Below are 26,676 nucleotides of genomic sequence, written 5' to 3' on the forward strand. Positions count from 1 at the left end.
AAACCGGAGCCTATGGCAAAGCGTAAACGTCGTCCCCTAGAACTGGATCTATTTCCGTTCCTTTCCGTCCTAGCTTGCACCATTGGTACCCTCATTCTCATGGTGGTGGTCATCAGTACCAGTAGTCTGAGTAAGGAGCAGCAAAGTGTCCAGATTCTGGCCCGGGAAACGGCCCAAAATGAGGGAAAAACACCCCGCTATGTGGAATGTCGGGAGAATGGGGTGGTGATCCATCCCCAGCAAACCCTTGTGCCCCTACGGGAGATGGAAAACACCTCCTCCCTTTTGGCGGTGTTCCTCAATGGTCTGCGGGGCCGTCAGTCCGAGTACATTATTATTGCGGTGCGCCCCGATGGCTTTGACTGTTTTGAGCAGTTGCGCTATCAGGCAGAACAGGCGGGGATCCCCATTGGCTATGAACCCTTTAATGCCGACTGGCAACTCTGTATCCCCGAACCGGGCCGCAGTCGCTGTGATTGAGAAAAAACCGTAAGCATTTCTCACCCTTGATCCAAGGGCATGGATCCTTCACATTTTCTGCAGCAAGAGTAACGTCGTGCTTCCGTAGCTTTTTTGGCGGCAGTGGAAATGATAACGATCGGTCATGGCTTCCATGGTCGGCACTTGGCCCGTGCGGCATTCAACGGCCATTTCTCCCCCTGGGGCCAAAAAATTTCCCTGAAAAATTTCCGTGATCACCGGCTGGTAGAGATCACTGTCGTAGGGGGGATCAAAATAAATAAAATCCACGGTTTTTTCGTCTAAGCGCGATAAGCTGTGACGTACATCCCCGCGAATAATTTGAATCTCTTGTTCGGGGCCGCACAAACCTTGCCAATTGGCACGAATCACTTGACAAGCCCGGGGAGATTGGTCGATCGCCATCACGATTTTTGCACCTCGACACAGGGCTTCGGCTCCCATTGCCCCACTGCCACTACAGATATCTAACCACCGACAGCCTTCAATGCGGCCCTGCCAAATATTAAAAATGGCTTCCCTGACACGGGCCGGCGTTGGCCGCGTGGCTAATCCTGGCAAGGTTTTTAGGGCACGTTGGCCGTGAATGCGTAATGCCATTAGGGACGACCTTGACTCGGTGGGGCCCCAAGTAGGGAAAGGTAGGGGAGGGGATCCCGGGCCACCCAACCCTGGGGGGAGTTTTGCCGCAGTTCAAAATAGAGGCCCTGTTCTCCGGTTTGCCCTAGGGACGTTCCCGCTTGCACCGATTGGCCGACCCGCACCCGAATATTCTGCACCGAACTATACCGCGTTTGCCATCCCTGGGCATGGTTGATCACAATCAGGGAACCATAACCGGGGCGATCGCCGACAAAGGCAACGGTTCCTGCGGCTACAGCATAAATGGAGGCTGGGGTCGAGATTTGAAAGCGCACACCCGTGGGCATTGCACTGGTTTGTCCATCGGGGCGATCGGGGATGGTGGGGGCGATCGCTCCTAGGGGATAGCGTTGTAGGGGTGTTGTCACTAATTCGGCAATGGGTTGGTTTTGCCGGACTGCTCCCTGCTCTGACCAGCGAACCCCAGGAATAAAAAGGGTTGGGGAATTGGCCTGACAGCCATTGACTTCAAAGAGAACATCCGGGCGAATTCCGTACCGTTGGGCAATATCTGGCAGGGATTCCTGCCTAGAGCGTTGAATCAGCACCCCATCCATGGGCGGAATAACAATTGTAGTTCCGACTGAAACGGTTCCCTGACGTAAAACGGGATTTAACCCCAGGAGAGTGACCGGCCGGAGGCCATGGGCCTGGGCAACAGTCTCCAGGCGATCGCCACCGCGCCATTGATAGGCGGTTAATCGTTCCAAAATAGGCACAGGGCAGGCCACTGTACTTTGCCCTCCTAGGACGAGTCCTGTCCCAACCACCCCCAGGATGATAAATAGGCGAAGATATTGGTCACATCCGTGCATGATCACCCTGTTTTCAAACCCTAGCATCAGTGTACTGATAACTGTTGAACAGGACAATTAAGGGCACTCTAGATAATCCTGTGTTTCTAGAGGCTTTCTCATTAAGCTTCCCTTATTGCTACGACTCATTACTTGAATGCTAGGATAGGGGATGTGTGGAGTGAACAACTTAAATGCCTACCGATGCTCAATGTGACCCTGACTGAAAAAAGTGGACAAACTCCAAGGGTCGCCCATGAAGGAGAATGTCCAAATGACCCAAAAACCAAGACGAACATTTATAGCAACTGCATATATAGATTAGGACATAATATAGAGGAAAAATCTGCCCTTGATTGAGAAAGTTTCATGCCCAAAGCCTATGACTATGATTTTCGGCGTAAAGTCCTCGAAGCCATCGAACTCAACGGGATGACTCGGAGTGAAGCGAGTGAGGCATTTGGAATCAGCCGCAACACAATTCATCAGTGGTTCAAACTCAGGGCAGAAACGGGAGACCTTCAATCGCGCCCCCACAATCATTTCGGTCATAGCCATAAAATTATCGATTGGGACAGATTCAAAACATTTGTTGGGACGCATTCGGATAAAACGCAAGTGCAACTCGCGGAATTATGGGACGACGAGATTAGTGACCGAACCATTAGCCGTGCTCTCAAGCGCATCAACTTCAGCCGTAAAAAAAAGCTATGGCTACCAAGAGCGTAACGAGGAGCAGCGAGTTGAGTTTTTAGGGCAGCTAGCAACGGTTGAGTCGGAATCGATAGTGTATGCCGATGAATCAGGGATGGATAATCGTGACCAATATGACTATGGCTATAACCCAAAAGGGGAGCGTCTCTTTGCCCTCAAATCAGGTTGTCGGAGTGGACGGGTCAATATGATTGCGGCTCTGTGTGCAGGTCAATTGATGGCTCCATTTACCGTAGAGGGCATGTGTAATCGCTCCATCTTTGAGGTATGGCGAGAAACCTGCTTGATTCCCGTATTGCAGCCAGGGCAGACGCTCGTGATTGACAATGCCAGTTTTCACAAAGGCGGACGAATTGAAGAACTGGTGAAAGCAGCAGGCTGTGAGGTATGGTACTTGCCCCCCTATTCTCCCGACTTGAATCCCATTGAAAAATGTTGGTCATGGATTAAGAGCCGGATTCGCAAATGCTTAGGTGAGTTTGACACCCTACGAGAAGCGATGGAGAACGTTCTAAGCATAGCGTCCTAATCTATATGGCGACTGCTATACTGCCGAACAAAAAGCTGTTTTTCTGACCATAGGTCAGTAGCTGTGGCAATTGTGCAACAGTCAGGCAAGCCGATCAGCCAAGTCGCCAGGAAATGGGTTTGACAGAAAGTGCCCTACGCCAATGGGTTAAACAAGCAACCATTGACCAGAGTGGTGGCAACCAAGGATCATTGACCACGCAGGAACTGACGGCATTACGCAAAGACTTGAAGCGCGTCGAGATGGAGCGTGATTTCCTAAAAAAGCCGCAGCCTTCTTTGCACGGGAGAGCTACGACCCTATAAGCTAATCCATGCCCAGAAGGCACATTTTCCCATCAGCCTGATGTGCCAGGTCTTAAAGCAATCGAGGAGTGGCTATTATGCCTGGTGCAACCGACCATTATCACCCCGAGGTAAGGAGAATGAGACATTGCGCTGAAGAACACCGCCGAGGTCAGATTGATTACTCTCACCTTTTTTAGGCGTTGAATCGTTGTGGATTTATTGCCAAAGGCTTCTAAAAAGGCAAACGGAAATGTTTCTGGGGCAACGGGGGCTGCGGCTAGGTTAGATAACCGCTTCTTCAATCTCAACGGCATTCATGGCCCCACTACCCGCTCATCATGCTCTAGCATTAACGCTATGCCACCAGTGGCTTCAGTGCCCCATGGACAATCTTGGCTATATCTTACCTGAAACTATTGATATTTCTAAGGCTTAGGGTTTTCTTGTCTTGATGGGCCGGGCTGGATTCGAACCAGCGTAGGCGTAGCCAACGGATTTACAGTCCGCCCCCATTAACCACTCGGGCACCGACCCTTTGATACCGATCTCTAATTCTATCAGACAATACTTTGATTGAACAGAATTATCAAAATTCCCAATGAACCCATAAATCACCCTTAGCCATGGGTCTGAGTCAGGCCTGAATCCTTTTTAGGATTTCTTCGCCCTGAGAACCAAGGGCAATCACCTGCCGCGATCGCCGAAATAGGAGACAGCCAACCCTGATGTTTATATGAGAGATGTTTGTTTGAGAGGGCCCCGTTGGGGAAGGCTGCCAATGGCGATGAATATACTCCAGACTGCGGGATTCCACATCCGTGGCGATCGCCCCAAAAACCTGTTGAGCCAAGGAAGTAGCCTTTTGCTGATCCCGCTGTTCCAAAAATTCTAGGGCCGCCTCCACCGTAGCGGAGGTATAGACCTGTTCCAGATCAGCCCCCGTCAGACCAAATCGGGCGCAATAGGCCGTTAAAATTTCCTGGCGGGCATCGGCTAAATGGTGATGGGTATGGAATATCCCCCCCGCAAGTTTAATGAGTTTGCCATGGTAGCCCAGTAAAAGCAAAGAGGTGATCCCTGCCATAGCTGCCTCAACTAGGAGCGGCCCCAACCAGTTAGCCGTTTTTACACATAGCTCTGCTGGAATCCCCAGACGATGGGCCCGATCCAGTCCATTTTCACCAATGCAAAAGACAAGGGTTTGCTCAGTTAATGCCCGTTCACGGATCTGTTGGCAAAAGGTCTCCAGTTGCTCTGGGGCACTTAAGGGCTGGGAAATCCCTGAGGTTCCCAATAGAGACAGGCCCTCAACTACGCCAAAGGCCGCATTAGAGGTGCGCTCTGCCAAGGCGCGGCCCTGGGGCAAAATAATTGTCACCTGAATGTTTTGCTCCGGTTCTAAACGGGATGCTAAATTCGCCAGGAGTAACTCATGGGCATAGCTATAGATGGCCGCATTCCCCGTAGCCTCAATGCGACCTAGCCCTTCTCCCCCCTGAAGTTGAATGGGTTCCGATTGCTGGGCAGACCCCCAGGCAACGCGCGCCCAAATGGGTGTATGGCGGGTTAAATCTAGATTGTCCCCAGGATCGCTATAGGTAATGGCCAGGCTACTGTTGTCATCTAGGGGTGCAACTTGGGCAATGGGGATCGTCACTATCTCCGCCGGATGAAGTAAATCCAGGGTGACTTGCTGGGGCAAACGGCGATGTCTTAGGCACTCCACCGCAGCGATCGCCGCCGCACAGGCAAAAACGGGCAATGTATAGCCCGACCGCGCAGGGGTCAAGGCTCCTGGCCCTGAAGATGGTGAATTAAGGCCCTCAATCCTAATAAATAACTATCTAAACCAAAACCACAGATTTGGCCCAGACTGACGGCGGCTAAATAGGAATGATGGCGAAATGCTTCCCGCTGATGAATATTACTCAGATGAACTTCCACGGTCGGTAAACGCACCGCCGAGATCGCATCCCGCAGCGCCACACTGGTGTGGGTATAGGCCGCTGGATTAATTAAAATTCCTTGAAATACATCTGCTGCTGCCTGAATCCGATCCACCAGTTCCCCCTCATGGTTGGATTGATAGCAGGTGATCTCGCAGTGATACTCAGAGGCTAGCTTCGTCAACTCACCATTGATCTGCTCAAGGGTGAGATAACCATATATCTCAGGCTCACGTTTCCCCAACAGGTTTAAGTTAGGGCCATGGAGAACTAAAACGCTAGTCAAAGGCTTTGGTTAAATTTTGGCTAAGGGTATCTGGGATAAATATTCTGAAAGAGTTTTATTCAGCTTTTTTGAAATCATCCCTAGCGATGGCGCACAGGAATGGGAATGGGTTCTAATTCTGGCTCAGGCTCTTGGCCATCAAGGAGTTCAATTAATTTTTTTAACCAAGATTTTAGAGTATCCAGAATAGTATCTAGGTAATCCATGAGTTAGATAAACTCCCGCAATAAGCTTGAAAGCGTGACTCATTGTGACTCTAGTACCAGATGAGTGAATTAAAACTCGGCTAGAGCATCCATTAAATCTAACCTAGCATAATCCCTTTTGAATGACACTCCGTAATTCCACGTTAATCTCTACTTGCTTCTCCACAGACCCACTGCTAACGGCCGCCTTCACTCCCACTATACTCACTATTGAGATGCCCACTATTAAGATAATGGACTCAGATAACCGGCAGCATTGAACAGGGGACTCAAGGGGAGGCGATCCAGGTGAGGTACGAGCATAAAATGCTTAAGGGTGCTGGTTGCAAGTCCCCCCGCCAATCTAAAAGTTGCACTAGGGCTAAATAACCCACACCCAGTAGCAGGGCGATCGCCCCGGTGACGATGGCCACCCACTTTGATCGATCCATAATGCTTGTCCCCTTTTCCTAATTTGTCCTTATCATTTGTCCGTTCTTCTAAGTTTTCCTTCCCCCTCGTATGTTTGGAGTGTCTAGCCTTGGATATTTCCCAGAAGATAAAACAAATAAGACTGATGCCCTATTTGTTCTTACTACCGGCCATGGTTCTTTTGACCCTAACGGTCTTCTGGCCAGCCCTTCAGGCATTTTATCTAAGTTTTACGCGCTATGAATACGATCTCACTCAGGCTCCAACCTGGGTCGGTCTAGCTAATTTTGAACGGCTGTTGCAGGATCAGGTCTTTTGGCAGACCCTTGGCAACACGATCCTTTACCTGATTTGCGTCGTTCCCCTGCTGGCGATCGCCCCCCTCGGGTTAGCCATCTTAGTCAATCAAACCTTACCAGGAATGCATTGGTTTCGGACGGCTTACTATACCCCCGTCATTATTTCCATGGTGGTGGCGGGTATTGCCTGGCGGTGGCTCTATGCCCAAAATGGTCTGTTCAATCAACTCCTGCAACAACTGGGTTGGATTGACACCGCCATTCCCTGGTTGACCAGTCCCGATCTCGCCCTGTTTAGTGTCATGGCAGTCACCGTATGGAAAGGCCTGGGCTACTACATGGTCATTTACCTGGCCGGACTTCAGGGTATATCTGCGGATCTCTACGAAGCCGCCGCCCTAGATGGCTCTGATGGTTGGGGTAAACATTGGGACATTACCCTTCCCTTGATGCGGCCCTATCTCCTATTAGTGGGTGTGATTTCGGCTATTTCTGCGACGAAGGTTTTTGAAGAAGTCTATATCATGACCCAAGGCGGGCCCCTCAATAGCTCCAAAACCATTGTGTACTATCTCTACGAACGGGCCTTTCAGGATTTGGAAATCAGCTACGCTTGCACCATTGGCTTAGTACTATTTATCCTCATTTTCTCTTTCTCTGTGATTAACCTCAAACTTGGCCAGGGGCGGAATCTGTCCCTTTAGCTGGTGAGACTTAAAATTTGCCCTAAAATTACCGTGCAAAAAGAGGCAAAACATAATACAATCCAGCCATCACATTGTTAATGTTTCTGTTACAGTCAGCCAGTTCATACCAGGGGTGTAAAGTCTGTGGGAGTTTTCAGTCGGTTATCACGGGACATTGGCATCGATCTCGGCACTGCCAATACATTGGTCTATGTTTCTGGTCGGGGTGTGGTGCTAGAGGAGCCATCGGTGGTGGCGATCGATCAAATCTCCAATCAACCCCTAGCCGTTGGGTCAGAAGCCAAACGGATGTTGGGTCGGACACCGGGTAATGTGGTGGCAGTACGTCCCCTACGGGATGGGGTCATTGCCGACTTTGAGCGAGCCGAACTCATGCTCAAGCATTTTATGCGACAAGTTAATGGGGGCAAAAACCTGTTTGCGCCTCGGGTGGTCATTGGCATTCCCAGTGGGGTGACTGGGGTAGAACGTCGGGCCATCGAAGATGCCGCCCGTGGGGCCGGCGCCCGGGAAGTTTACCTGATTGATGAGCCAGTTGCAGCAGCCTTTGGGGCAGGTTTACCCGTTGAGGAACCCACCGGTAACATGATTGTGGACATTGGCGGCGGCACCACCGAAGTAGCTGTACTCAGTTTGCAGGGAACCGTACTCAGTGAATCAGTGCGGGTCGCCGGGGATGAAATTTCCGATTCCATTGCCCAATACCTCAAGAAAGTTCATAACCTGATTATTGGGGAGCGCACCGCCGAGGATATTAAAATTCGCATTGGTTCGGCCTACCCCAACGAAGATTACGACTCTGAGGGGATGGAAGTGCGGGGACTGCACCAACTGTCGGGCCTACCCCGTACCGTGATGATTAAGACGGCCGAGATCCGTGAAAGTATGTCCGAGCCTCTGTCCATGATTATTGAGGCCCTAAAACGTACCCTAGAGCGGACTCCGCCCGAATTGGCCGCAGATATTGTGGATCGGGGCATCATGTTGGCAGGAGGTGGGGCCCTCCTCCAGGGATTCGATACCTTAATTAGCCATGAAACGGGCATTGTCGTTCACATTGCACCGGATCCCCTTCGTTGTGTAGTGTTGGGAACAGGCCGGGTTCTGGAGAACTTCAAGGAACTGGGTCGGGTCTTTGCGAGTCATGGGCCGTCGGCGGGTTAATCGTTTATGGCCGTTTTACTACGCTGGTGGGGCCGTCATTGGGGGGCAGTTTTCTTTGCTGGGGTTGCCCTCGGTACCGCTTGGGTGATTAAAGAAACCAATGGGGCAGGCATTCGTGAACTCTATCGCTTACTGACCGTGCCGGTGCAGTCCAACATTCAGAGTGAAGAACAACTCATCCAAGCCCGTACTTGGCAGTTAGAGCAGCAACTCAATGAGGTTCGGTCTGAAAATGAACGCCTCCGCCAGCTATTAAATGTACCGGCGATCGCCCATCAAAACGCCCTTTTGGCCCCTGTCATTGGCCGGTCTGCGGCCCAATGGTGGCAATCTATCCTCCTAGGTCAGGGGAGTCGTCAGGGGGTTGGCATTGGTGATGTGGTCATGGCTGATGGCGGATTGGTGGGTCGAATTACTAGTATTACCCCCAATACCAGCCGGGTTTTACTTTTGACGGATCCCTCCAGTCGCGTGGGAGTCATGGTCAGCCGTACCCGCCAGATGGGTATTTTACGGGGACAACTGGGGAATGAAGTGATCATTGAATTCCTGGAAAAAGATCCCCAGGTGCAACCGAAAGATACTATCCTCACCTCTGCCTTGAGTAGTCTTTTTCCGGCGGGAATCCCCGTTGGCGAAGTCCAATCCGTAGAATTGAGTGATCCCACCCGTCCCCATGCCACTGTGCGCCTAGGGGCAGCCATTGACCGTTTAGAATGGGTAAAAATTCTGCCCCATGACAACTCCTCTGAGCCAGTTCTCGACCCTAACTAGAACCAGTCTCAATGCCCTAGTAACCCTAGGTTCTGTGGTTATCTGTGCCATGCTCATGCTGGTGCGCCTACCCTACTGGCAATTTTTTAGCCCCGATTGGTTATTAATTTGGGTGGTGGTCTGGAGTGTGAAGCGATCGCCCTGGCAAGGATTCGTTGCCGGGGTTTGCCTCGGTTGGATTCAGGATGGTCTCAGTACCCACTATCCTAGTCATGCCCTATCTCTGGCGATCGTGGGGGGGCTAACGGGGTTGATGCAAAAACAACGATTTATCTCAGAGGATTTTATTTCCATTGCTCTAATTGCCTTTGCCATGGCCATGATCAGTGAAACGATTAACGCTGCCCAGATTAGCCTTTTAACGGATATTTCCCTCCCAGAAATTTGGCAGCACCACCGTCAAATAGCCCTGAGTTCGGCCATTTTAAGTAGCCTATGGGCACCACTGATCTACGCGCCCCTAAATTTATGGTGGTCTTGGGTGCAGGAGAGTGACTTAGACTAGTGAGTATTTAGACTAGTTAATGTGATTCATGGTCATCATTTACGGGCCCAGGGGGAAGCTTGGTGTTCAACCCATCAGTTCCTTCAACCTGGAATCCTCTGTGTCTTGGGTTTCACGGCAACAGGACTCATTCCCGGCATTTCAGCGGCGGGCGCAACCCCCAGCGATCGCCAGTTTACCGCCCTAGCCGATGGCGAATTTTTATGCCATGGGCCGAGGGCCCATCCTCTCTATCCCTTACCGCCCCTAACGGTGGGGGCATCTCCGGCATTGATTAGTCGTGCCGTGATTGCGGGCTTAGAATTACCCCTCTATGTTTTTGATGCCGGTTTACCCCGTCATTCTCTCCAGGGATTGATTGATTTAGGCGGGCAACCGGCCCAGTGCCTAACCAGTGGTCAAGCCCTTCCCCTCGATGGGGTTTGGCATCTCTGGCAACAGGGACTCAAGTGGGGAGAAACCCTGAGTGATCAACACCCTTGGCTTGTGATTGGGGAATGCGTGGTGGGTGGGACGACGACGGCCTTAGCTCTCTGTGAGGGCTTGGGTATTTCCGGGCGCGATCGCATTGGCAGTAGCCACCGTCAGTGCAATCATCAGCAAAAGTGGCATATTGTCCAAAAAGGATTGGAGCAGGTTAGGGCTAAGAATCCCGGCTATCTCCATCCCTTGGAGTGTGTGGCGGCCATTGGGGACCCGATGCAAGTGGTCATAGCTGGGATGGTTGTTGCCGCCAGTCAACGCTCAGGAGTTCTGTTAGCGGGCGGGAGTCAACTGTTGGTGGTGTATCAATTGGCCAAGGCGATCGCCCAGGTTGAGACCATTCCTTGGCAATCCGATGCTGTTGTTTTAGGCACGACGCGCTGGTTAGTAGCCGATACCACCGCCGCCATTCTCAGCCTAGCCCAGGAGATTGATCTACCCCTGATCACGACCCAACTAAACCTGAGTTCCTCAAAATTTGCAGCCCTACGGGCCTATGAAAAGGGATACGTTAAAGAAGGGGTGGGAGCCGGGGGATGCGCGATCGCTGCCTCTCTCTATGGTCAATGGACTAACCCAACCCTCGTCGATCACATTGATCAAATTGCCAGCCAACAGCGGGCACAAACTAAGGTCAACGGCTAGAGTGAGAGATTGCCAGTTCCAGAAGAGTTAAAAATCAGTCACAGAAACTAAAGCAGAATATTATGCCTGATACCATTCCCCATGTCCTAATTGTCGGAGCCGGCCCAACCGGTGCAACCCTGGCCCTCCTACTCCTGCAACGGGGTATCCAAGTAACCGTTGTGGAAGCGGCTAAGGATTTTCAGCGAGTCTTTCGCGGGGAAGGCCTTATGCCCAGTGGCCTAGAAGCCCTTGATCAGATGGGGCTAAGATCACTTTTAGCCACCGTTCCCCATCGTCCCCTCAATGGCTGGCAATTCATGCTGGGCGATCGCCGATTATTTACCGCCGCTGAACCCATGGACTGCCATTATCCCTGTACTTTAGTGTCTCAGCCAGCCCTGCTCACGGCCATCATTGACAAAGCCAAAGAATTTGATGCCTTTACCTTTTTGCCGGGGGTTGCCGTCAAGGACTTGTCTTGGCAGGGGGAACGCTGCACCGGAGTTGTTTTAGGGGATGGTGAAGCGATCAAAGCGGATTTGGTGATTGGAGCCGATGGTCGTAATTCAACGGTGCGAGATCGGGCCGGTTTAGAATTAAATACCCAACCGAAAACCTTTGATGTCCTTTGGTTTAAGCTACCGGTGCATCCCCGCTTCATTGAAGAAAATATTTTTCTTTCGGTTCTCCGGGGCGATCGCGGCTTTAGTGTCTTCCATGGTGCAGAGGATGGCAAACTGCAATTGGCCTGGGTGCTATTTCCCGACGAAACTGGGGATTGGAAACACACCAACTGGTCAGAAACCCTAGCCAACGTTGCGCCCCATTGGTTAGCAGACCACTTTCGCCAGTGTGGAGATGCCATTGAATCCCCCCGCCGTCTTTCCGTCGTGGTTGGCCACGCCCCCTGTTGGCATAAACCCGGACTCTTACTCCTCGGAGATGCGGCGCACCCCATGTCCCCGGTGCGGGCCCAAGGCATTAATATGGCCCTGCGGGATGTCATTGTAGCTGCCAACCACTTAGTCCCCCTGCTCCAGTCCGGCGCAGATCCAGGATCAATGGCTCAGGTTCTCAGCCAAATTCAGGACGAGCGGGAGCCAGAAATTATCCAAGCCCAGGAATTACAAATTCAAGAAGCCAGCCAAGGAGCCGGTTTGCGGAACAGCCCCCTCAAGCAATTCATCTTTCAGTTGTTCATTCCCCTCTTTCGGGATCAAGCGAGACAAGCCTGGATGGCGCGACAGATCCCCCTGCGTCAGGGAATCACTGAGGTTAACTTGCAGGTTTAACAGGGCGTTTATCTAGTGCCCTTGATTCCCAGGCATCCGTCCACTACACTACATCTAGGTTACCTTGGCTCACTAGAGATTTTAAGAAACGTTACTCAAAAAGGTTTCGGTCTCTCGGCTGCCTGTCCCCCTAAATTTTGGGTTAATTTCCTATGGTGCAAGAACTCTCCCCTTCTGTTCGGAGTGATTTTCCTGAGGCGGCATTGACTGCCCATCCTGTGTTTTATCGCACCTACAGCCGTCAAGACGAAGAGGGACAGCGGGAAAGTTGGCAACAGGTGTGCGATCGCACCATTCGAGGTCTTGCCAAGCTGGGTAAGCTCACGCCCGCAGAAATCGCATTACTAGAGGAGATGCAGCAAAACCTAATTGCGTTGCCTTCGGGTCGCTGGCTTTGGGTCGGCGGAACGCCATGGGTTGAAAAACCCGAGAACTTTTCTGGAGCCTATAACTGCACAAGCACAAATGTTATCGACTGGAAGGCCTTTGGGCTGATGATGGACTTAGCCATGCAGGGTTGTGGCACAGGAGCGGTTTTAGAACCGAAATATATTGATCAACTGCCGGTTATTCGCAACCCCCTGGAAATTGAGATCATCGGTAACATTGGCCAGACCCCCCCAGAGGAACGGCAAGAGAGGACCACCGTCACGATTGAGGGCAACCATTGTCACATTAAGGTAGGAGATAGTCGCCCAGGCTGGGTGAGGTCTTACCAAACGGTATTAGAACTCTCCAGTGACGAGCAGTTTACGGGGCAAGTTCACGTCACCATTGATATGTCCGATATTCGGCCCACGGGGGAACGCTTAAAGGGCTTTGGTGGGGTTGCCAATCCTGTGAAATTACCGGAGCTTTATCAACGCTGTGGGGACATTCTTAACCGGGCGATCGGTAGAAAATTAACTGCCGTGGAATGCTGCTTGCTCATTGATGAGGCGGCGGTGGTTGTAGTTGCCGGTAATGTACGTCGGTGTTTGCCGGAAGATGCCTTAGTTCATACCAGTAAGGGCTTAGTCCCCATCAAAGCGGTTCAAATTGGGGATTGGGTGCAAACACCCTTGGGTTTCCGGCCAGTAACGGATAAATTTGACCAAGGTTACCAGGATGTTTATGAAATTGAAACCAATGCCACAGTTGCGCGGGCAACCTTAAATCATCGCATCGCCACGTTAGCTAATGCCCAAGGGGAAGTGATCTGGAAATCTGTTCAAGACCTACAAGCCAATGATCGACTGCTCCACAATAGGCAGGTATTGCCTGGAAGCATTACTCACTTACCCCCTGACTTTACCCATGAGCGTCCTGAAAATAGCCGGAATGCCAGTGAAATTACGATTCCCGAACTCACCCCGGACATAGCTTGGTTGCTCGGCTTGACCCATGGAGATGGCTACGTCAGTTTAGGGCGTAATAAATATAACAAACCTTTTGGAGCCATTTCCTGGGCGTACAACAGTCTGGAACCCCAACTAGCTGAACAGATCCATGGCAAGATTAACCGTGCTTTAGCTTTATTTGGTGTCCAGTCTCGCCAACATCTGATTGCAGGCGAAAACACATTCCGCTCACGGGTTACCTCAATTCGTCTGACGGAATATTTCTATCGCTACATTAAACAACCCAAGCAGCCACTCCGAGTTCCTGATTTTATTTTGCAGGGAACAGTGGATGTCCGGTGTGCCTATTTAGCTGGGTTAATGGATAGTGATGGCTCTGCCCACGGGCGGCCGCCCTATCTGCTAACAACGGTTTATCGTGACTTTGCCCGGGAAGTCGGCGTGTTGCTTTCAAGTCTGGGAATTGCGGCCCGCCTCAGTATCACAGAGCCTCAACTTGAAACGTGGCAGCCGAAATATAATCTGAAATTACCTGCCCTCAAGTCCCGTTACAACAGTTTGATTGCACCCCATTCCCTTAAGGGTGAAATTCGCCAAGGCTTAAAGGCTCATGGCTTTACCATTCCTGGGGTAATGATGCGGGAAACCTATACCTATAGCCAAATGCGGGATATGGGATTTGAAGGAAACCGGACAACAGATTCTAATTACGAGCGATACATTGCCGAATCAGATATAACCTTAGATATTCCCATTACAGTCAAGGGATTGGGCAGTTATGACCATGTACAGACCTACGATATTGAAGTAGCTGAAGCCCATTGTTTTTATTGCGATGGCTATCTCACCCATAACAGTGCGGGGATGAGGCAGGGGGATAGTAATGATCAAGACTTTGCCCAGGCCAAGCAAAATCTATGGCGGCAAGATGAACAGGGGAACTGGTCTATTGATCCGGAACGGGATGCTCTGCGGATGGCCAACCATACCCGTGTTTTTCATCGCAAACCGACCCTAGAAGAATGTATGGCAGCGGTGCGCACCCAATACTACTCGGGGGAAGGGGCAATTCAATGGGCCGGTGAAACCATCGCTCGGGCCAATGCGGATATCTTGAGAACGCCAGAATTAAAGGGGCAGTTTATTCAGGCTTACGAAGCGGGACAGGGCGCAGATTTTCTTCAGCGACTGGTTCCGGAGATCACCCCCAAAGAACTGAATCATTGTCTCGGCCGCTATGGTCTGAATCCCTGTGGCGAAATCGTCTCTGCTGATTTTCATTGTAACTTATCGGAAATTCACCTGAATCAAATTGATCCCGGCGATCGCACCCTCCAGGCCAAAGCATTCAAAGCGGGGGCCTTATCCGTTGCCTCCTTGCTCCATCATCAGTTTGTGGAAGACCGCTATCGCTATAGCCGCCAAGTTGACCCGATTGTGGGTGTATCCTTCACGGGATTGTTTGATTTCTTTGTCCATGCCTTTGGTGTTGAGTGGCTGAAATGGTGGCAAACAGGGCGATCTGACACGCCCCAAGGTAAAGCCTTTAAGGAACAAGAAGCCGACTATCTGCGCTATTGGCGGGACATTGTCCATAAAGAAGTCTGGGATTACTGCGATCGCCACGGTCTGAAACGTCCCAACCGCTGTACAACCGTCCAACCCAGTGGCACCAAATCTCTGCTGACGGGAGCCTCCCCCGGTTGGCATCCGCCCAAGGCTCAACGATTTATCCGCCGGATCACGTTCCGCAAAAACGATCCTGTGGCCCTAGCCTGCTATGACTACGGTTATGCCGTCATCCCTTCCCAATCCGATAAAGACGAAACTGGCAAACTTTTGGATGATCCCTTTGATCCCCGCTGTAGTGAATGGCTGGTGGAAATCCCGATAGCTGTGTCCTGGGCCGACCTGCCGGGAGCCAGTGAAATTGACATTAATCAGTTTTCTGCCTTAGCTCAGTTTGATTTTTATATGCAGGTGCAGCAACACTATACCACCCACAATACTAGTGCCACAGTGGAGTTACGGGAGCAGGAAATTGAACCCCTTGCCCAGGCGATCTATGAAACAATCCAACAGGATCACGGCTATATTTCAGCGGCCCTCCTGGCCCGATTTGATGCCCTAGAAACCTTCCCCCGCCTCCCCTTTGAACCCATTAGTAAGGAACGGTATGACGCGGAGGTAAAGGCAGTACAGCAACGGAAGCGAGTGGTTGATTTCCATCAAGCCCTAGCACGATACACCCAACCTCTGACAGAGGCGGGGCCTGCTGGCTGTGATTCCGATAAATGCTTGCTTTAATTATCCATAGGTATTAAACGACCATCCTGGAGTTGGAGCCAGCGATTACAGACCCGTTTGACGAGGGCAGTATCATGGCTGGCCAAGATATAGGAATGGCGGGACTCACCCAGAAATTGCTCTAGGCGATCGCAGCTATGGCGATCCAAAAAAGCGGTGGGTTCATCGTAAATAATAAGTTGGGGATCCATGGCTAAAACCCCGGCGATCTCCACCATGCGCTGTTCACCACCGGATAGGTGATGGGGCGGCCGCTCGGCCAGGTGCTCAGTTCCCGTTTGTTGGAGGGCCGCCGCCACCCGTTCCTGGAGGTTTCTGGATTGAAGACCAAGATTTTCAGGGCCAAAGGCCACATCCTCCCAAACCGTTGCCGAAAAGAGTTGATCCCCTGGATTTTGAAGCACAATGCCCAAACCCGCCTGAAATTGCCCTGGAATAACGGGTTGCCCCAACCATCGAATCAAGCCGGCATTTGGTTTCAAAATACCCGCACAGAGGAGAAATAGGGTTGTTTTACCCGAACCATTATCCCCCGTCAACCCCAGGCGATCGCCGGGCCACAGATCCAAACTGAGATCACGAAATAGGAACGATTGGCCAGGGTAGGCAAAGTCTAGATGGCAAATCTGAAGAATGGGACGAGCATCCACCACGATGGTTGATTGCTTGTTTATTGTTGAGCCTGGGTTTGGGCACGGTGCATCGCCCGCAAAACCACCGCCGGATTCACTAATTGTCCTTGATGGCGTAGGGTCCAATGGAGGTGTGGCCCCGTTGTTCGGCCCGTCATACCCACCCGACCAATTCTCGCCCCCGTGGGAATGGTTTGCCCTTCCCAAATTTGCAGACCGCCACCGCGATCCACCATGGCCCGTCCCCGATTGGTTTGTTCCACCCGACCCTTCAGGTGACAATAGACATGCTCCCAGGAACCGGATTGAATCCGCACCAAGGTTCCACAGGCCGTATGGTCAGAGATTTCAATCACCCGACCAGCCCACCAGTTACGGACATAACTTCCTTCTGGGGCCGCAAAGTCTAGGCCATTATGAAATTCAGTGGTCGGTTCCCCCGTAGGCGATCGCCGATACCCAAAGGGGGATGTATACCCCTGGAAATTTTCAACGGGAAAGGAACCCGTTTGCCAACCTGCTAGCTGGGGAGAACTACGGGAATTTTCAAAGGAACGTCCCATCTGGGGGGACATCAGTCCCAGGCCTAGTCCTAAAATCAAAGCCACGCCAATGCTATAACGTCGCCAGTTCATCCTTCCTCCTCACGTACCGCTGTAGTTACGTCTAGGTAGCCATCTCTAGGCATCAGTACCCTAGGGGATATTTTAGGGAATATCCAATGCCCGGCAACGGCAAATCATCACCACAATATCCGATGCTAGCAGCAATATTGCCAATCCATCAAAGTACAAGGGAATCGAAAAGACGATCATTTTCAGGATAAAACTTTATTTCATTGCAAAGAAATGTATCAATATGCATGATCCCCATCATTTATTTCTCAGAATCATCCTAGATTTTGAATAAATAGGTGCTAGTGAATAAACCATTCTTGGATCAGTTCACTTCAGTATTCTCTTAGATTTCCTTGATCCCCGATAAAAATTCGCAATTTGTAACCTGGGGATCATTGTCATATTGGGAAGATCTAACCATAATAGAAGGTACTCTTAAGACCAAAGATAATTTAAGTTTCCCTTAATATTCCGACATGATCTAACTATTTATTAATAAACCAAGGAGCAATTTTTCAATATCACGATCCCCACAATAACTATGAAAATTTTAAGGATTATTTAATATGACGACTCTACAAACCATTCATTGTCCCAACTGTGGCAGTTACGCAGAGAGACACCAAATAAACGACATTAGCCGTACTCAGTGTCCCCGCTGTGACTATTTAATGGTCATGTGTAATCGCACAGGGCGAGTGATTGAAGCCCATGCCCCGGGGCTAGATAGTAGTATTCGCTTGACGGAACCAGTTACACGCCACCGCAGATCGCCCTTACAACCCGCCAGTGCCCTAGCCTAGGGAAAGTCCAAAATCCCCAATGGTAGTTTGTTTTACCTGATACGAAAGCACCTATTGACCTATCCGAGGACTAAGCGATTCTGACTGGCCCACGTACTAAATCATGTGAATAGCCCCTTTTTTGCCATTTCGTTCATAGGCAACGTCGAATCGTCTTGCCATCAATGGCGATGATTGCGCGGTCATTGACTTCAGCGATTGTCTTGACCTAACTCGAAAAACGCGCCTGTAACACTTCTGGGTTGACTGCACAGATGGTTAAACCAATGATGTCTAGAAGCTTATGCTCTAACAAATTTGCTGCTCTTGGGTCCTCTAGGCTCTGGCAGTGTTCTAGCAGACTTTGATGACGATTGAATGATTTGGGTATGCGTTTGCCCTAGGGATAGCCAGGTTCAGCATGGGTCTGTATACTTGGGAGGGAACATACCCTACATTAGTTTTCTGTTAACGCATGTCTGACTTTCTGCCCTATGCCTATTTTCAGGGTCAGTTTGTTCCTTTCTCTGAGGCAAAGCTCTCGGTGGCCACCCATGCACTCCACTATGGCACAGCAGCCCTAGGGGGATTGCGTGGTTTACCTAATCCCAAAAATACCAATGAGATTCTGTTATTTCGTCTTGAGGATCACTGCCGTCGCCTCAGCCGCAGTGCCCATTACCTGGGCTACGATCTCCCACCCACTCAAATTAAATCCTTAATGATTGATTGGGTGCGGCAGAATGCACCGCAGATTCCCTTTTATATTCGTCCCCTAGTCTATACATCGGGTCTTGGCATTGCCCCTCGCCTCCACAACGTAGATAAGGATTTCCTCATCTATGGCCTTCCCCTAGGGGACTATCTATCGCCCCAAGGCGTAAGCTGCCGGATTAGTTCTTGGCAACGTCAGAGCGATCGTAGTTTTCCCTTGCGCGGTAAATTTACAGCCTCCTATTTAGTTTCTGCCCTAGCTAAAACAGAGGCCGTTGCATCGGGGTTTGACGAAGCTATTCTGCTCAATGACCAGGGCAAAATCTCTGAAGCCACGGGCATGAATATTTTCCTCGTGCGCAACCAGCAGCTCATTACCCCCAGCGTAGATCAAGATATTCTAGAAGGCATTACCCGCAATAGTGTCCTGCAGTTAGCTCAGGTAGAAGGATTCCAGGTGATTGAACGTCCTGTAGATCACACCGAACTCCTCATTGCCGATGAAGTTTTCCTCACAGGTACCGCCGCTCGCATTGTTCCTGTAGCCCGTCTTGAGCAATATGCTTTACCTGCCCCCGGAAAGATGACCCAATACTTGCAACAGCAATTACAGGCCATTACCGAAGACCGGCATCCAGACTATCATCACTGGATTGATAAAATCCCATTGACCAAAAGCTAGATTACTCATTCCATGTTTAATATTTTCCTTATACTTTTATTTTTGGTTTGCATCCTATTACTGGCCTGGGGAACCTATCGCCGTGAGCGTTCCTATGAATTTCCCTTTTTTATGGGCGGTATTTTCCTGGCCTTTCTCCTGCCCCAAGCATTTTTACTAGCAGTTAATCCCCTCCAAGCTCCCCCAGCGGCGGTAGATCGTATTTTACTTTTTTCCGCCCTGTGCGGAGCAATGTGTTGGGTTGGTTATCAATGGCCAATTCAAAAAAAATATATTCGATTTTTAAGTATTCCCTTAGATGAAAAACGATTATTTCAGGTGGGTTTTATTTATGTCGCTCTAGGTTATTTATTTACTTATCTACTCATTAGATCAGATATTCAGGTGGCGGCCATTGGTGCCGGTTGGACAGGGGAGGCAACCATTTATCATTTTCTGTCAGGCATTGGATTGGTGGGCCTGCCAATTATTCTATATTTCACCTGTAAGCGGCCGAGCGTTGTCATGATCACGTTCAGCGTGATTGCTGCTTTACCAACTCTGGCAGATATTTTGCTGGCGGGTCGCCGCCAAGAGACCTTTACCCTCGCGATTATTCTGGGGGTTTCTCTATTCTATTGGCGTAGAATTCTCCCCCCCCGTTTTCTGCCCAGCTTACTGTTTTTGGCAATGATGGTGTTAATCCCTCTCTTTGCCTTTGCTCGACAAGGGGTATTTATTGCCCTAGTGACCGGAGATACGGCGGCGCTGAATTTACAAAACTTTCAGGCCTATCTCTCAGGAGGAACGCTAGAACTACGGAATGCGGCAATTTTCGCTGATGCTGCTATGGCGGAGTTGCAATTTGGCTATGGTACAACGTTTTGGGATCAGATTGTTTCTCAATTTGTTCCGGGTCAAATAATTGGCTATCAAATTAAGGAGTCCCTGCAATTTAAGCTGCTTTCTTTTGATCTCCTGTCCCGCTATAACTACGTCCTTCCCCTTGGTACAACAATCACGGGGATTGGAGATACGTTCCTAGAGTTTAGCTATTTTGGCTGTGCCATTTTCGCCTTCATGGCATACTTTTATAAGCACCTTTGGTATGCCTCTTTGCGCCCCGATGGACTGGTTTCTCAGATTTTATATGCAGGTTTGATTGGGCCAGCGGTCATCGGTTTAACCCACGGCGTTGGACGATTCTTTCAAGAACTTCTCTTTCAACTTATATTTGTTGGGTTTGCGGTCTACTATGCCCAAGTGCGTAAACCGGTTCTGCAATCTAGTCACCAGAGGCTACTTCGATGAAGTTTGATCTCGAGTGTGCCCTAGATTAGTGATTCTAGTATATGAAAATCGGCATTCTGTTCATTAATTTTGGCCCCTATCATATTGCCCGTATCCGTCGCTTTCACGATCATGCTCGGCAAAAAAATTTTCAGGTGGTGGGTATTGAACTGGCCCGCTCGACACAGGAATACTTATGGAAGAATGATATTTTAGACCTAGGGTTTCCCATTATTCCGCTCATTCAAAACCAGCCCATAGAGACGGTGAGTTGGGTGAAGCAAAGTCAATTGTTGTATCAGTATCTCCAGCACCTTCAACCCGATGTTTTGGCGATCGCCGGTTATTCTCCCCCTGCGATGCTGGCGGCTTTGGCTTGGTGTCGCTGGCATAGACGACCGGCCATTTTAATGACAGAATCCAAGGAAGATGATGCCCCGCGATCGCCCTGGACAGAGCGGCTGAAAGGTTGGTTAATTCGTCAGTACCAGGCAGGCTTGGTGGGAGGACAACCACAGCTATGCTATTTGGAAAAATTAGGCATGGCCCCAGGGGCAATATTTACGGGCTATGACGTGGTAGATAACGGTGTATTTCATCCTGAACAGATTAGAAAAGAGCCTCGCCCAATTCCCCAGTCCTACTTTCTGGCCATTAATCGGTTTATTCCTAAGAAAAATCTAATTGTTTTAATCGAAGCTTACGCTGACTATTGTCAAGCAACTAACGGCCAAGCAGGCGATCTGCCCTGGCATTTCGTCCTCTGTGGCGATGGGGAGTTGCGGCCAGTCATCGAGGCGTTGATTGGGCAGCTTGGCCTAGGCGATCTCATCCATTTGCCTGGCTTTTTACAGCAAGATCAATTATTGCCCTACTTTGCCCATGCCAGTTGTTTCATCCATGCCAGTACCCAGGAGCAGTGGGGATTAGTTGTCAATGAGGCGATGGCCGCAGGATTGCCAGTATTGGTTTCTAATCGATGTGGTTGTTTTGAAGATTTGATCCTAGAAGGGGTGACAGGCTTTGGTTTTGACCCAGATAATAAACAACAGCTAACCAACTTAATGCTTAAAATGAGCCATGGGCAAGTAGACCTTGAGCAGATAGGACAATCGGCATTAATGCATATTCAAAAATTTTCGCCAGATACATTTGCCCAGGGCCTCCTTCAGGCAGTGGACTACGTGTTATTAAGGCAATCGGGCCAGTAGTTCCATGCTCAAGGTTCTGCATATTGTCCCTTCCGTCGGTAGTGTATATGGTGGCTCCTCCAAGGCTGTCCTAGAAATGGTTGGCGTTTTAGGCAGGTATGTGGAAACGGTTCACTTAGTCACCACGAATGCCAACGGCTCTGATCGGTTAGATGTCCCTCTCCATGATTGGATTCCGGCAGACAACTATCAAATTCAATATTTTCCCTACCTAGCCCAGGGAGACTACAAGTTTAGTCGGGCCATGAGTCACTGGTTGTGGCACCATGTGGGCGATTATGACTTAGTCCATACCCATGCAGTTTTTTCCATTCCCAATTGGCCGGCCTACTGGAGCTGCCAACGGCACGGAGTTCCCTATGTTGTCTCACCCCACGGAATGCTCCAGCCTTGGACCCTTTCCTATAAGGGCTGGAAAAAGAAATTTTTTTACCGCTTACTAGAAAAGCCAGCCCTGGATCGCTGTTGTGGTGTCCATGCCCTAACTCGCTCAGAGGCAGAAGGGTTACAAAATTTAGGCTTAAATGTACCCCTGTTTTTATTGCCCAATGGTATTCACCGTCAAGAATTTGAGGTTTTGCCGGATTCAAGCCTATTCTACAAAGCCTTTCCCCATACCCAAGGACGCACCATTCTCCTATTCCTCGGTCGGATTGATCCCAAAAAAGGCTTGGATTTGTTGATCCCTGCCTTTGCCCAAGCGTTCCATCAGTACCCAGATAGTCATTTAGTGATTGCTGGCCCCGATAACATTGGCTATCAACCCAGCGTGGAAGATGCCATTCGGGCAGCGGGGTGTGGTGCGGCGGTAACCTTTACCGGAATGTTAGTGGGGGATTTGAAGCTCAGTGCCTTAGCGGCGGCAAATATTTTTGTGGCTCCCTCCTATTCTGAGGGATTTAGTATGTCGGTCTTGGAGGGAATGGCGGCGGGACTTCCCTGCGTGATTACCACCGGCTGTAATTTTCCGGAAGCAGCTCAGGAAAAGGCAGCCCTGATGATTGAGCCAAAGGGTGATCAACTTCTCCAGGCATTGATGACCTGCTTAGGCGATCGCCCCGGAGCTGAGGCTATGGGACAGCGGGCCCAAAAATTGATTTTTGATCAATACACCTGGAGTCATATCGCCCATAAACTGGCCCAAGTCTACCAAGCCATTCATAAAACCCAGCCCCTTCCCCATACCTATGCAGCTTGAACAGATTACCCCCCTGATTTTGACCTACAACGAGGCGGACAATATTGATCGCACCCTCAGCCATTTAAACTGGGCCAAGCAGATCATTGTGATTGACAGCTTCAGTAGCGATCTCACCCTAGAAATTCTCGAATCCTATCCCACCGTCAAGCTATACCAACGGGCCTTTGATACCCATGCCTGCCAGTGGAATTACGGGGTTGGGCAAGTGGGCACGGAATGGGTTCTTTCCCTAGATGCCGACTATATTGTGCCACCAGAACTTTATCAGGAGTTGGTTATGTTGGAACCTGGGGAGGCGATTGGCGGGTATTTTATTCCCTTTAAGTATTGTGTTTGCGGGCATCCCCTTAGGGGAACCATTTTACCGCCGCGCCAAGCTCTCTTCCGCCGCGATCGCGGCCAATATATCGACGATGGCCATACCCAGCTTTTACACGTCACCGGTGAATCCGCACACCTGAAATCCTATTTCTATCACGACGATCGCAAACCCCTTGGCCGCTGGCTCTGGGCCCAAGATCGCTACATGGTGATCGAGGCCCAAAAACTATTGAACACCCCAGCCCAAGACCTCAGTTGGGGCGATCGCCTGCGAAAACAAAAAATTATTGCCCCCTTTGTGGTGCTGTTTTATTGCTTGATTTTACGGGGTGGCATACTGGATGGCTGGTATGGCTGGTACTACGCTTGGCAGCGAATGTTAGCAGAAATTGTCCTCGCTCTGCGATTGATTGAGCAAGAGAAGCTACCGCGCCACTAATTCCTTGGAGATTTCCTAGCCGTAGTTCCCGGCCGTAGCCAGTGGTATGATCAGCGACAGAGAATCGAGCTTATGTGGGCAGGTAGTGACCTATGCGACAAATTAACTTCTTCATGATATTTGTAATTGGTCTAGGCTTTGTTTTATTTAGCATCCAGAATACCGAATCCGTTCCCATTAAGGTGATTGAAGGAACAACCATTCAGGCTCCTCTCTGCATTGAACTCATTGTGGCCATGGGCATTGGGGCGGTATTTGCCTGGGTATTTAGTGTATGGGTGCAGGTGCAGCGGCTTTTGACGGTACGCCAGGAAATGGAAGATCGGGATGAGCAGATTGCTAACCTAGAGGAAGACGTAGAGCGGTATAAGGCAGCCATTGAGGAACAACAACGGCTCTTGCCCAGTGTTACGACGGCTTCAGTGGAGTAGGCTAGAAGCGGTAAGACTTTTTTAATTTCTTTTCTTGAATCATTAAATTATTTGGCACAGTTCAGTACTGCAGGCAGAACCATCTATGGTACGGGTTTCATTTTGGCAACGGGCATTGGGATTCATTCTAGCGATCGCCCTGGGATGGAGTAGCTTCAGTGGGGTTGCTGGGGCCAGTCTCACGGATGATCACTTTGATGGGAATATTTTTGCCCTCTATGCGGGGAATGGTTCCCTTGTGCCGCCAAAGGTAACCCTGGCCCAATCCCTAGAACGGGATAAGCCCACCCTGCTCGTTTTGTATATCAACGATAGCCGGGATTGTAAGCAATTTGCCACCGTCCTTTCCCAACTGCAAAGTTTTTATGGTCGGGCCGCGGATTTTATTCCCATTGATGTGGATGCCTTACCCATTAATGCCACCTTTGGCCCCACTGACCCCGGCTATTACTACCGTGGTGTGGTTCCCCAAACCATTTTGTTAGATGCCGCGGGCCAAGAGCGGTTAAATGTCGCCGGAGCCGTTAGCTTTGAGGTGGTTGATGATGCCTTTCGGGAGGTGTTTAATTTGCTGCCCCGATCCCAGTCCATTGATCTCAAACCCCGATCCGTGAATGAAATCAATACCGAACTAGTCTCTCCTTCCTAGGGGGTAGGTCACCTATGGAGATTCACCGTATCCCGGTTCTGCGGGATAACTATATTTTTTTGCTCCATGATCCGGCTACGGCCACAGCAGCAATTGTGGATCCGGCGATCGCTCCTCCGGTCTTAGCCAAACTTCAGGAGTTGGGGGCAACCTTAACAGCTATTTTTAACACCCATCACCATTGGGATCACGTAGACGGCAATGAAGAACTAGAGCAAGCCTATCCTGAGGTAGTGATCTATGGCGGCGTGGGCGATCGCGGACGGATTCCGGGGCAACAGGTCTTTTTGGAAGGGGGCGATCGCGTGTTCCTTGGGGATCAGACCTTTGAGGTACTATTTATTCCTGGCCATACCCGGGCCCACATTGCCTACGTTACCCCTGGCCATGTTTTCTGCGGGGATACCCTTTTTGCGGGGGGCTGTGGTCGCTTGCGTGAAGGCACACCGGCGCAAATGATGGCATCCTTGGAGCAGTTACGGCAATTACCGGGCGAGACTCAGGTCTGGTGTGCCCATGAGTATACCCAGAAAAATTTGGAGTTTGCCCTGACAGTGGAACCAGAAAATGTCGCCCTCCAGGAGCGGTATCAAGGGGTGATCGAGCGGCGCAAAAACCATGAAAGTACCATTCCCACCACCATCGCCCTTGAAAAGGCCACCAACCCATTTTTGCGGTGGCACGAACCTGCCATTCAATCGGCCGTCAACGGCACCAGCGATCTGCAAACCTTTACCCGTCTGCGGGGATTGAAGGATCAATTCTAGTCTTTTTAGGTTTCTTGAAGATTATGACTAAACCCTCCCCCTCCTTTTTTGGCTCAATCGTCACCCGCTTCACCAATACCTTTGTGAGTACCCTCAGCGTTTTTATTAGCTTGGCCTTCATCGGTGTTGGTTTTACCGTTCTATTAGGTGTTTTAGCCCTGTTGGCCGGTGGCGGTGAATCCCAAACGAGCGATCGCTATGAATTTATTTCTGGCAAAGAGGGGAGCCGCGATCGCCTTCTCAGGCTCAATATCTCCGGGCCAATTTTGGGTAGTCCACCGGAAAATGAGGATACGTTCTTTAGTGCCCTTGGCGGTGTCACCTACGGCTATCAAGTCCAAAAACAACTTAAAGAAGCCGCTGAAGAAGACTCCATCAAAGGAGTGATTCTGGATATTTCTACCCCCGGCGGTACAATTTTTGGCTCCCAGGCTATTTTTGATGGTATTCAAGCCTATAAAGAGGCCACGGGCAACCCTATCTATGCCTTTATAGAAGGAATTTCTGCCTCCGGCGGCGTATGGGCCATGGTGGGAGCCGATAAAATCTATGCCGACTACGGCAGCATGATTGGCAGTATTGGCATTATTGGCCCCAGTTTTATGTTTTACGATCGCCCCATTGCCATGGATGACGGCCTATTTGGCGGTGGCATTACGACAGCCAACGGCATTGAACAAAAGACCATTATTGCCGGACGGGGTAAAGACGTGGGCAACCCCTTCCGCCGCCTCACCCCCGAAGAACTGCAAGTATTTCAAGCAGGACTTGACCAGGAATACACCGTCTTTGTGAACCATGTAGCCGAAAATCGTGGCATGGATGCAAATATCATCCGCAATCAAATGGGGGCGATGATTTTTGGCAATCAACAGGCGGAGCAATTCAAACTGATTGATGGTACCCTCAGTCGCCCCGCCACCATTGATGCCCTCGCCGAAGCCGCTGGACTAGGTGAAGACTTTGCCGTCGTTCGCGTTCGCAGCGATCGCACCCCCTTAGTGAATCAACTATTTGGAGTGACCACGGCCCTGCCCAGCCTCCAAGAGCAACAGGCCTGGCAAAAAGGGCAACTCTGCTCCCTGCGCCACCACCGTGCCCTGGCCTACTACGGCGATTTAAGTCAGTGTGTCCCTAGGTAAGGGTCATCTCGCCACCCACTAGCAAA

General features: G+C 50.4%; 28 protein-coding genes and 1 tRNA gene. 20 read left to right on the forward strand and 9 right to left on the reverse strand.

Going from position 1 to position 26,676, the window contains the following annotated elements; translation table 11 throughout:
- Nucleotides 1–12: 12 nt before the first annotated feature.
- Nucleotides 13–480 carry a hypothetical protein gene (locus L3556_RS05500; RefSeq protein ID WP_277866302.1) on the forward strand — a complete coding sequence of 156 codons (468 nt, stop codon included), beginning with the start codon at nt 13–15 and terminating at the stop codon, nt 478–480.
- Between the two features lie 48 nt (nt 481–528).
- Here the strand turns inward: L3556_RS05500 and rsmD are convergent, their stop codons facing one another.
- Complete coding sequence (gene rsmD, locus L3556_RS05505) at nt 529–1,080, reverse strand: 16S rRNA (guanine(966)-N(2))-methyltransferase RsmD (RefSeq protein ID WP_277866303.1); 552 nt, start codon at nt 1,078–1,080, stop codon at nt 529–531.
- Nucleotides 1,080–1,937, reverse strand: a complete 858-nt coding sequence (locus L3556_RS05510) for a murein hydrolase activator EnvC family protein (protein ID WP_277866304.1) — start codon at nt 1,935–1,937, stop codon at nt 1,080–1,082. The genes rsmD and L3556_RS05510 overlap by 1 nt, the downstream gene beginning before the upstream one ends.
- A 348-nt stretch (nt 1,938–2,285) precedes the next feature.
- On the opposite strand from L3556_RS05510, the gene L3556_RS05515 reads away from it, so the two are divergent.
- Nucleotides 2,286–3,159, forward strand: a protein-coding gene (locus L3556_RS05515; RefSeq protein ID WP_277866305.1) for an IS630 family transposase whose coding sequence is annotated in 2 segments (ribosomal slippage) — nt 2,286–2,615 and nt 2,617–3,159 — 873 coding nt in all. Because the reading frame shifts where the segments join, the coding sequence is not laid out codon by codon here.
- Nucleotides 3,160–3,278: 119 nt separating this feature from the next.
- Nucleotides 3,279–3,464 (forward strand): hypothetical protein, encoded by a 186-nt coding sequence (locus tag L3556_RS05520; protein ID WP_277866306.1) that lies wholly within the window; start codon nt 3,279–3,281, stop codon nt 3,462–3,464.
- Nucleotides 3,465–3,898: 434 nt separating this feature from the next.
- Here the strand turns inward: L3556_RS05520 and L3556_RS05525 are convergent.
- The 5 genes from L3556_RS05525 to L3556_RS05545 form a co-directional block, all read right to left on the reverse strand.
- Nucleotides 3,899–3,980: transfer RNA gene (locus tag L3556_RS05525), tRNA-Tyr, on the reverse strand.
- Nucleotides 3,981–4,080: 100 nt separating this feature from the next.
- On the reverse strand, nt 4,081–5,235 hold the full coding sequence (gene cbiD / locus L3556_RS05530) for a cobalt-precorrin-5B (C(1))-methyltransferase CbiD (protein ID WP_277866307.1): 1,155 nt from the start codon (nt 5,233–5,235) through the stop codon (nt 4,081–4,083).
- Nucleotides 5,232–5,678: a type II 3-dehydroquinate dehydratase gene (aroQ, locus tag L3556_RS05535; RefSeq protein WP_277866308.1), complete on the reverse strand. Its 447-nt coding sequence runs from the start codon at nt 5,676–5,678 to the stop codon at nt 5,232–5,234. The genes cbiD and aroQ overlap by 4 nt, the downstream gene beginning before the upstream one ends.
- Nucleotides 5,679–5,758: 80 nt before the next feature.
- Entirely contained in the window at nt 5,759–5,884 is a 126-nt protein-coding gene (locus L3556_RS05540; RefSeq protein WP_277866309.1) for a hypothetical protein, read from the reverse strand.
- A 269-nt stretch (nt 5,885–6,153) separates the two neighbouring features.
- The gene (locus L3556_RS05545; RefSeq protein WP_277866310.1) at nt 6,154–6,315 is read right to left on the reverse strand and encodes a hypothetical protein; all 162 of its coding nucleotides are present in this window, start codon (nt 6,313–6,315) and stop codon (nt 6,154–6,156) included.
- Between the two features lie 125 nt (nt 6,316–6,440).
- Between L3556_RS05545 and L3556_RS05550 the strand changes: the two genes are divergently transcribed.
- The 7 genes from L3556_RS05550 to nrdJ all read left to right on the forward strand — a co-directional run bounded on the left by L3556_RS05550 (nt 6,441) and on the right by nrdJ (nt 15,793).
- Nucleotides 6,441–7,298, forward strand: coding sequence for a carbohydrate ABC transporter permease (locus L3556_RS05550; protein ID WP_277866311.1), 858 nt, complete (start codon nt 6,441–6,443; stop codon nt 7,296–7,298).
- Nucleotides 7,299–7,424: 126 nt separating this feature from the next.
- Nucleotides 7,425–8,465: a rod shape-determining protein gene (locus tag L3556_RS05555; RefSeq protein ID WP_277866312.1), complete on the forward strand. Its 1,041-nt coding sequence runs from the start codon at nt 7,425–7,427 to the stop codon at nt 8,463–8,465.
- 6 nt (nt 8,466–8,471) lie between these two features.
- Nucleotides 8,472–9,239, forward strand: a complete 768-nt coding sequence (mreC, locus tag L3556_RS05560; protein WP_277866313.1) for a rod shape-determining protein MreC — start codon at nt 8,472–8,474, stop codon at nt 9,237–9,239.
- Nucleotides 9,202–9,744, forward strand: a complete 543-nt coding sequence (gene mreD / locus L3556_RS05565) for a rod shape-determining protein MreD (RefSeq protein WP_277866314.1) — start codon at nt 9,202–9,204, stop codon at nt 9,742–9,744. The genes mreC and mreD overlap by 38 nt, the downstream gene beginning before the upstream one ends.
- 21 nt (nt 9,745–9,765) lie before the next feature.
- Nucleotides 9,766–10,872, forward strand: coding sequence for a nicotinate mononucleotide-dependent phosphoribosyltransferase CobT (gene cobT / locus L3556_RS05570; RefSeq protein ID WP_277866315.1), 1,107 nt, complete (start codon nt 9,766–9,768; stop codon nt 10,870–10,872).
- A gap of 62 nt (nt 10,873–10,934) precedes the next feature.
- Nucleotides 10,935–12,146 carry an FAD-dependent monooxygenase gene (locus L3556_RS05575; RefSeq protein ID WP_277866316.1) on the forward strand — a complete coding sequence of 404 codons (1,212 nt, stop codon included), beginning with the start codon at nt 10,935–10,937 and terminating at the stop codon, nt 12,144–12,146.
- Nucleotides 12,147–12,298: 152 nt separating this feature from the next.
- Nucleotides 12,299–15,793: a ribonucleoside-triphosphate reductase, adenosylcobalamin-dependent gene (gene nrdJ / locus L3556_RS05580; RefSeq protein WP_277866317.1), complete on the forward strand. Its 3,495-nt coding sequence runs from the start codon at nt 12,299–12,301 to the stop codon at nt 15,791–15,793.
- Here nrdJ and L3556_RS05585 read toward each other — a convergent pair.
- On the reverse strand, nt 15,790–16,446 hold the full coding sequence (locus tag L3556_RS05585) for an energy-coupling factor ABC transporter ATP-binding protein (RefSeq protein ID WP_277866318.1): 657 nt from the start codon (nt 16,444–16,446) through the stop codon (nt 15,790–15,792). The genes nrdJ and L3556_RS05585 overlap by 4 nt on opposite strands.
- A gap of 17 nt (nt 16,447–16,463) precedes the next feature.
- Nucleotides 16,464–17,060: a M23 family metallopeptidase gene (locus L3556_RS05590; protein ID WP_338405712.1), complete on the reverse strand. Its 597-nt coding sequence runs from the start codon at nt 17,058–17,060 to the stop codon at nt 16,464–16,466.
- 548 nt (nt 17,061–17,608) lie between these two features.
- Here L3556_RS05590 and L3556_RS05595 point away from each other — a divergent pair.
- From L3556_RS05595 to L3556_RS05640, 10 genes are all read left to right on the forward strand, one after another.
- Nucleotides 17,609–17,845 (forward strand): replication restart DNA helicase PriA, encoded by a 237-nt coding sequence (locus tag L3556_RS05595; protein ID WP_277866319.1) that lies wholly within the window; start codon nt 17,609–17,611, stop codon nt 17,843–17,845.
- Nucleotides 17,846–18,299: 454 nt separating this feature from the next.
- Nucleotides 18,300–19,220, forward strand: a complete 921-nt coding sequence (locus L3556_RS05600; protein WP_277866320.1) for a branched-chain amino acid transaminase — start codon at nt 18,300–18,302, stop codon at nt 19,218–19,220.
- Nucleotides 19,221–19,232: 12 nt separating this feature from the next.
- On the forward strand, nt 19,233–20,510 hold the full coding sequence (locus L3556_RS05605; protein ID WP_277866321.1) for a hypothetical protein: 1,278 nt from the start codon (nt 19,233–19,235) through the stop codon (nt 20,508–20,510).
- Nucleotides 20,511–20,551: 41 nt separating this feature from the next.
- On the forward strand, nt 20,552–21,700 hold the full coding sequence (locus L3556_RS05610) for a glycosyltransferase family 4 protein (protein WP_277866322.1): 1,149 nt from the start codon (nt 20,552–20,554) through the stop codon (nt 21,698–21,700).
- A 4-nt stretch (nt 21,701–21,704) separates the two neighbouring features.
- Nucleotides 21,705–22,898 carry a glycosyltransferase gene (locus tag L3556_RS05615; protein WP_277866323.1) on the forward strand — a complete coding sequence of 398 codons (1,194 nt, stop codon included), beginning with the start codon at nt 21,705–21,707 and terminating at the stop codon, nt 22,896–22,898.
- Entirely contained in the window at nt 22,888–23,661 is a 774-nt protein-coding gene (locus L3556_RS05620) for a glycosyltransferase family 2 protein (protein WP_277866324.1), read from the forward strand. Before L3556_RS05615 ends, L3556_RS05620 begins: the two co-directional genes overlap by 11 nt.
- A 92-nt stretch (nt 23,662–23,753) precedes the next feature.
- Entirely contained in the window at nt 23,754–24,092 is a 339-nt protein-coding gene (locus tag L3556_RS05625; protein WP_277866325.1) for a LapA family protein, read from the forward strand.
- Nucleotides 24,093–24,177: 85 nt separating this feature from the next.
- Nucleotides 24,178–24,741: a thylakoid membrane photosystem I accumulation factor gene (locus L3556_RS05630; protein WP_277866326.1), complete on the forward strand. Its 564-nt coding sequence runs from the start codon at nt 24,178–24,180 to the stop codon at nt 24,739–24,741.
- A 14-nt stretch (nt 24,742–24,755) separates the two neighbouring features.
- Complete coding sequence (gene gloB / locus L3556_RS05635; RefSeq protein ID WP_277866327.1) at nt 24,756–25,508, forward strand: hydroxyacylglutathione hydrolase; 753 nt, start codon at nt 24,756–24,758, stop codon at nt 25,506–25,508.
- Nucleotides 25,509–25,531: 23 nt separating this feature from the next.
- Nucleotides 25,532–26,650 carry a S49 family peptidase gene (locus tag L3556_RS05640; protein ID WP_277866328.1) on the forward strand — a complete coding sequence of 373 codons (1,119 nt, stop codon included), beginning with the start codon at nt 25,532–25,534 and terminating at the stop codon, nt 26,648–26,650.
- The last annotated feature ends 26 nt before the right edge of the window (nt 26,651–26,676 follow it).

Source organism: Candidatus Synechococcus calcipolaris G9 (assembly GCF_029582805.1).
Lineage (GTDB): Bacteria > Cyanobacteriota > Cyanobacteriia > Thermosynechococcales > Thermosynechococcaceae > Synechococcus_F > Synechococcus_F calcipolaris.

Excerpts from the sequence above, each read along its gene's own strand:
- gloB (WP_277866327.1), top strand. The coding sequence starts at position 24,756 with ATGGAGATTCACCGTATCCCGGTTCTGCGGGATAACTATATTTTTTTG.
- L3556_RS05640 (WP_277866328.1), top strand. The coding sequence starts at position 25,532 with ATGACTAAACCCTCCCCCTCCTTTTTTGGCTCAATCGTCACCCGCTTC.
- L3556_RS05590 (WP_338405712.1), bottom strand. The coding sequence starts at position 17,060 with ATGAACTGGCGACGTTATAGCATTGGCGTGGCTTTGATTTTAGGACTA.
- nrdJ (WP_277866317.1), top strand. The coding sequence starts at position 12,299 with ATGGTGCAAGAACTCTCCCCTTCTGTTCGGAGTGATTTTCCTGAGGCG.
- L3556_RS05510 (WP_277866304.1), bottom strand. The coding sequence starts at position 1,937 with ATGCACGGATGTGACCAATATCTTCGCCTATTTATCATCCTGGGGGTG.
- L3556_RS05600 (WP_277866320.1), top strand. The coding sequence starts at position 18,300 with ATGTCTGACTTTCTGCCCTATGCCTATTTTCAGGGTCAGTTTGTTCCT.
- L3556_RS05630 (WP_277866326.1), top strand. The coding sequence starts at position 24,178 with ATGGTACGGGTTTCATTTTGGCAACGGGCATTGGGATTCATTCTAGCG.
- L3556_RS05595 (WP_277866319.1), top strand. The coding sequence starts at position 17,609 with ATGACGACTCTACAAACCATTCATTGTCCCAACTGTGGCAGTTACGCA.
- L3556_RS05605 (WP_277866321.1), top strand. The coding sequence starts at position 19,233 with ATGTTTAATATTTTCCTTATACTTTTATTTTTGGTTTGCATCCTATTA.
- L3556_RS05615 (WP_277866323.1), top strand. The coding sequence starts at position 21,705 with ATGCTCAAGGTTCTGCATATTGTCCCTTCCGTCGGTAGTGTATATGGT.
- L3556_RS05625 (WP_277866325.1), top strand. The coding sequence starts at position 23,754 with ATGCGACAAATTAACTTCTTCATGATATTTGTAATTGGTCTAGGCTTT.
- L3556_RS05545 (WP_277866310.1), bottom strand. The coding sequence starts at position 6,315 with ATGGATCGATCAAAGTGGGTGGCCATCGTCACCGGGGCGATCGCCCTG.
- L3556_RS05500 (WP_277866302.1), top strand. The coding sequence starts at position 13 with ATGGCAAAGCGTAAACGTCGTCCCCTAGAACTGGATCTATTTCCGTTC.
- rsmD (WP_277866303.1), bottom strand. The coding sequence starts at position 1,080 with ATGGCATTACGCATTCACGGCCAACGTGCCCTAAAAACCTTGCCAGGA.
- L3556_RS05575 (WP_277866316.1), top strand. The coding sequence starts at position 10,935 with ATGCCTGATACCATTCCCCATGTCCTAATTGTCGGAGCCGGCCCAACC.
- L3556_RS05610 (WP_277866322.1), top strand. The coding sequence starts at position 20,552 with ATGAAAATCGGCATTCTGTTCATTAATTTTGGCCCCTATCATATTGCC.
- L3556_RS05540 (WP_277866309.1), bottom strand. The coding sequence starts at position 5,884 with ATGGATTACCTAGATACTATTCTGGATACTCTAAAATCTTGGTTAAAA.
- mreD (WP_277866314.1), top strand. The coding sequence starts at position 9,202 with ATGACAACTCCTCTGAGCCAGTTCTCGACCCTAACTAGAACCAGTCTC.
- mreC (WP_277866313.1), top strand. The coding sequence starts at position 8,472 with ATGGCCGTTTTACTACGCTGGTGGGGCCGTCATTGGGGGGCAGTTTTC.
- L3556_RS05620 (WP_277866324.1), top strand. The coding sequence starts at position 22,888 with ATGCAGCTTGAACAGATTACCCCCCTGATTTTGACCTACAACGAGGCG.
- L3556_RS05550 (WP_277866311.1), top strand. The coding sequence starts at position 6,441 with ATGCCCTATTTGTTCTTACTACCGGCCATGGTTCTTTTGACCCTAACG.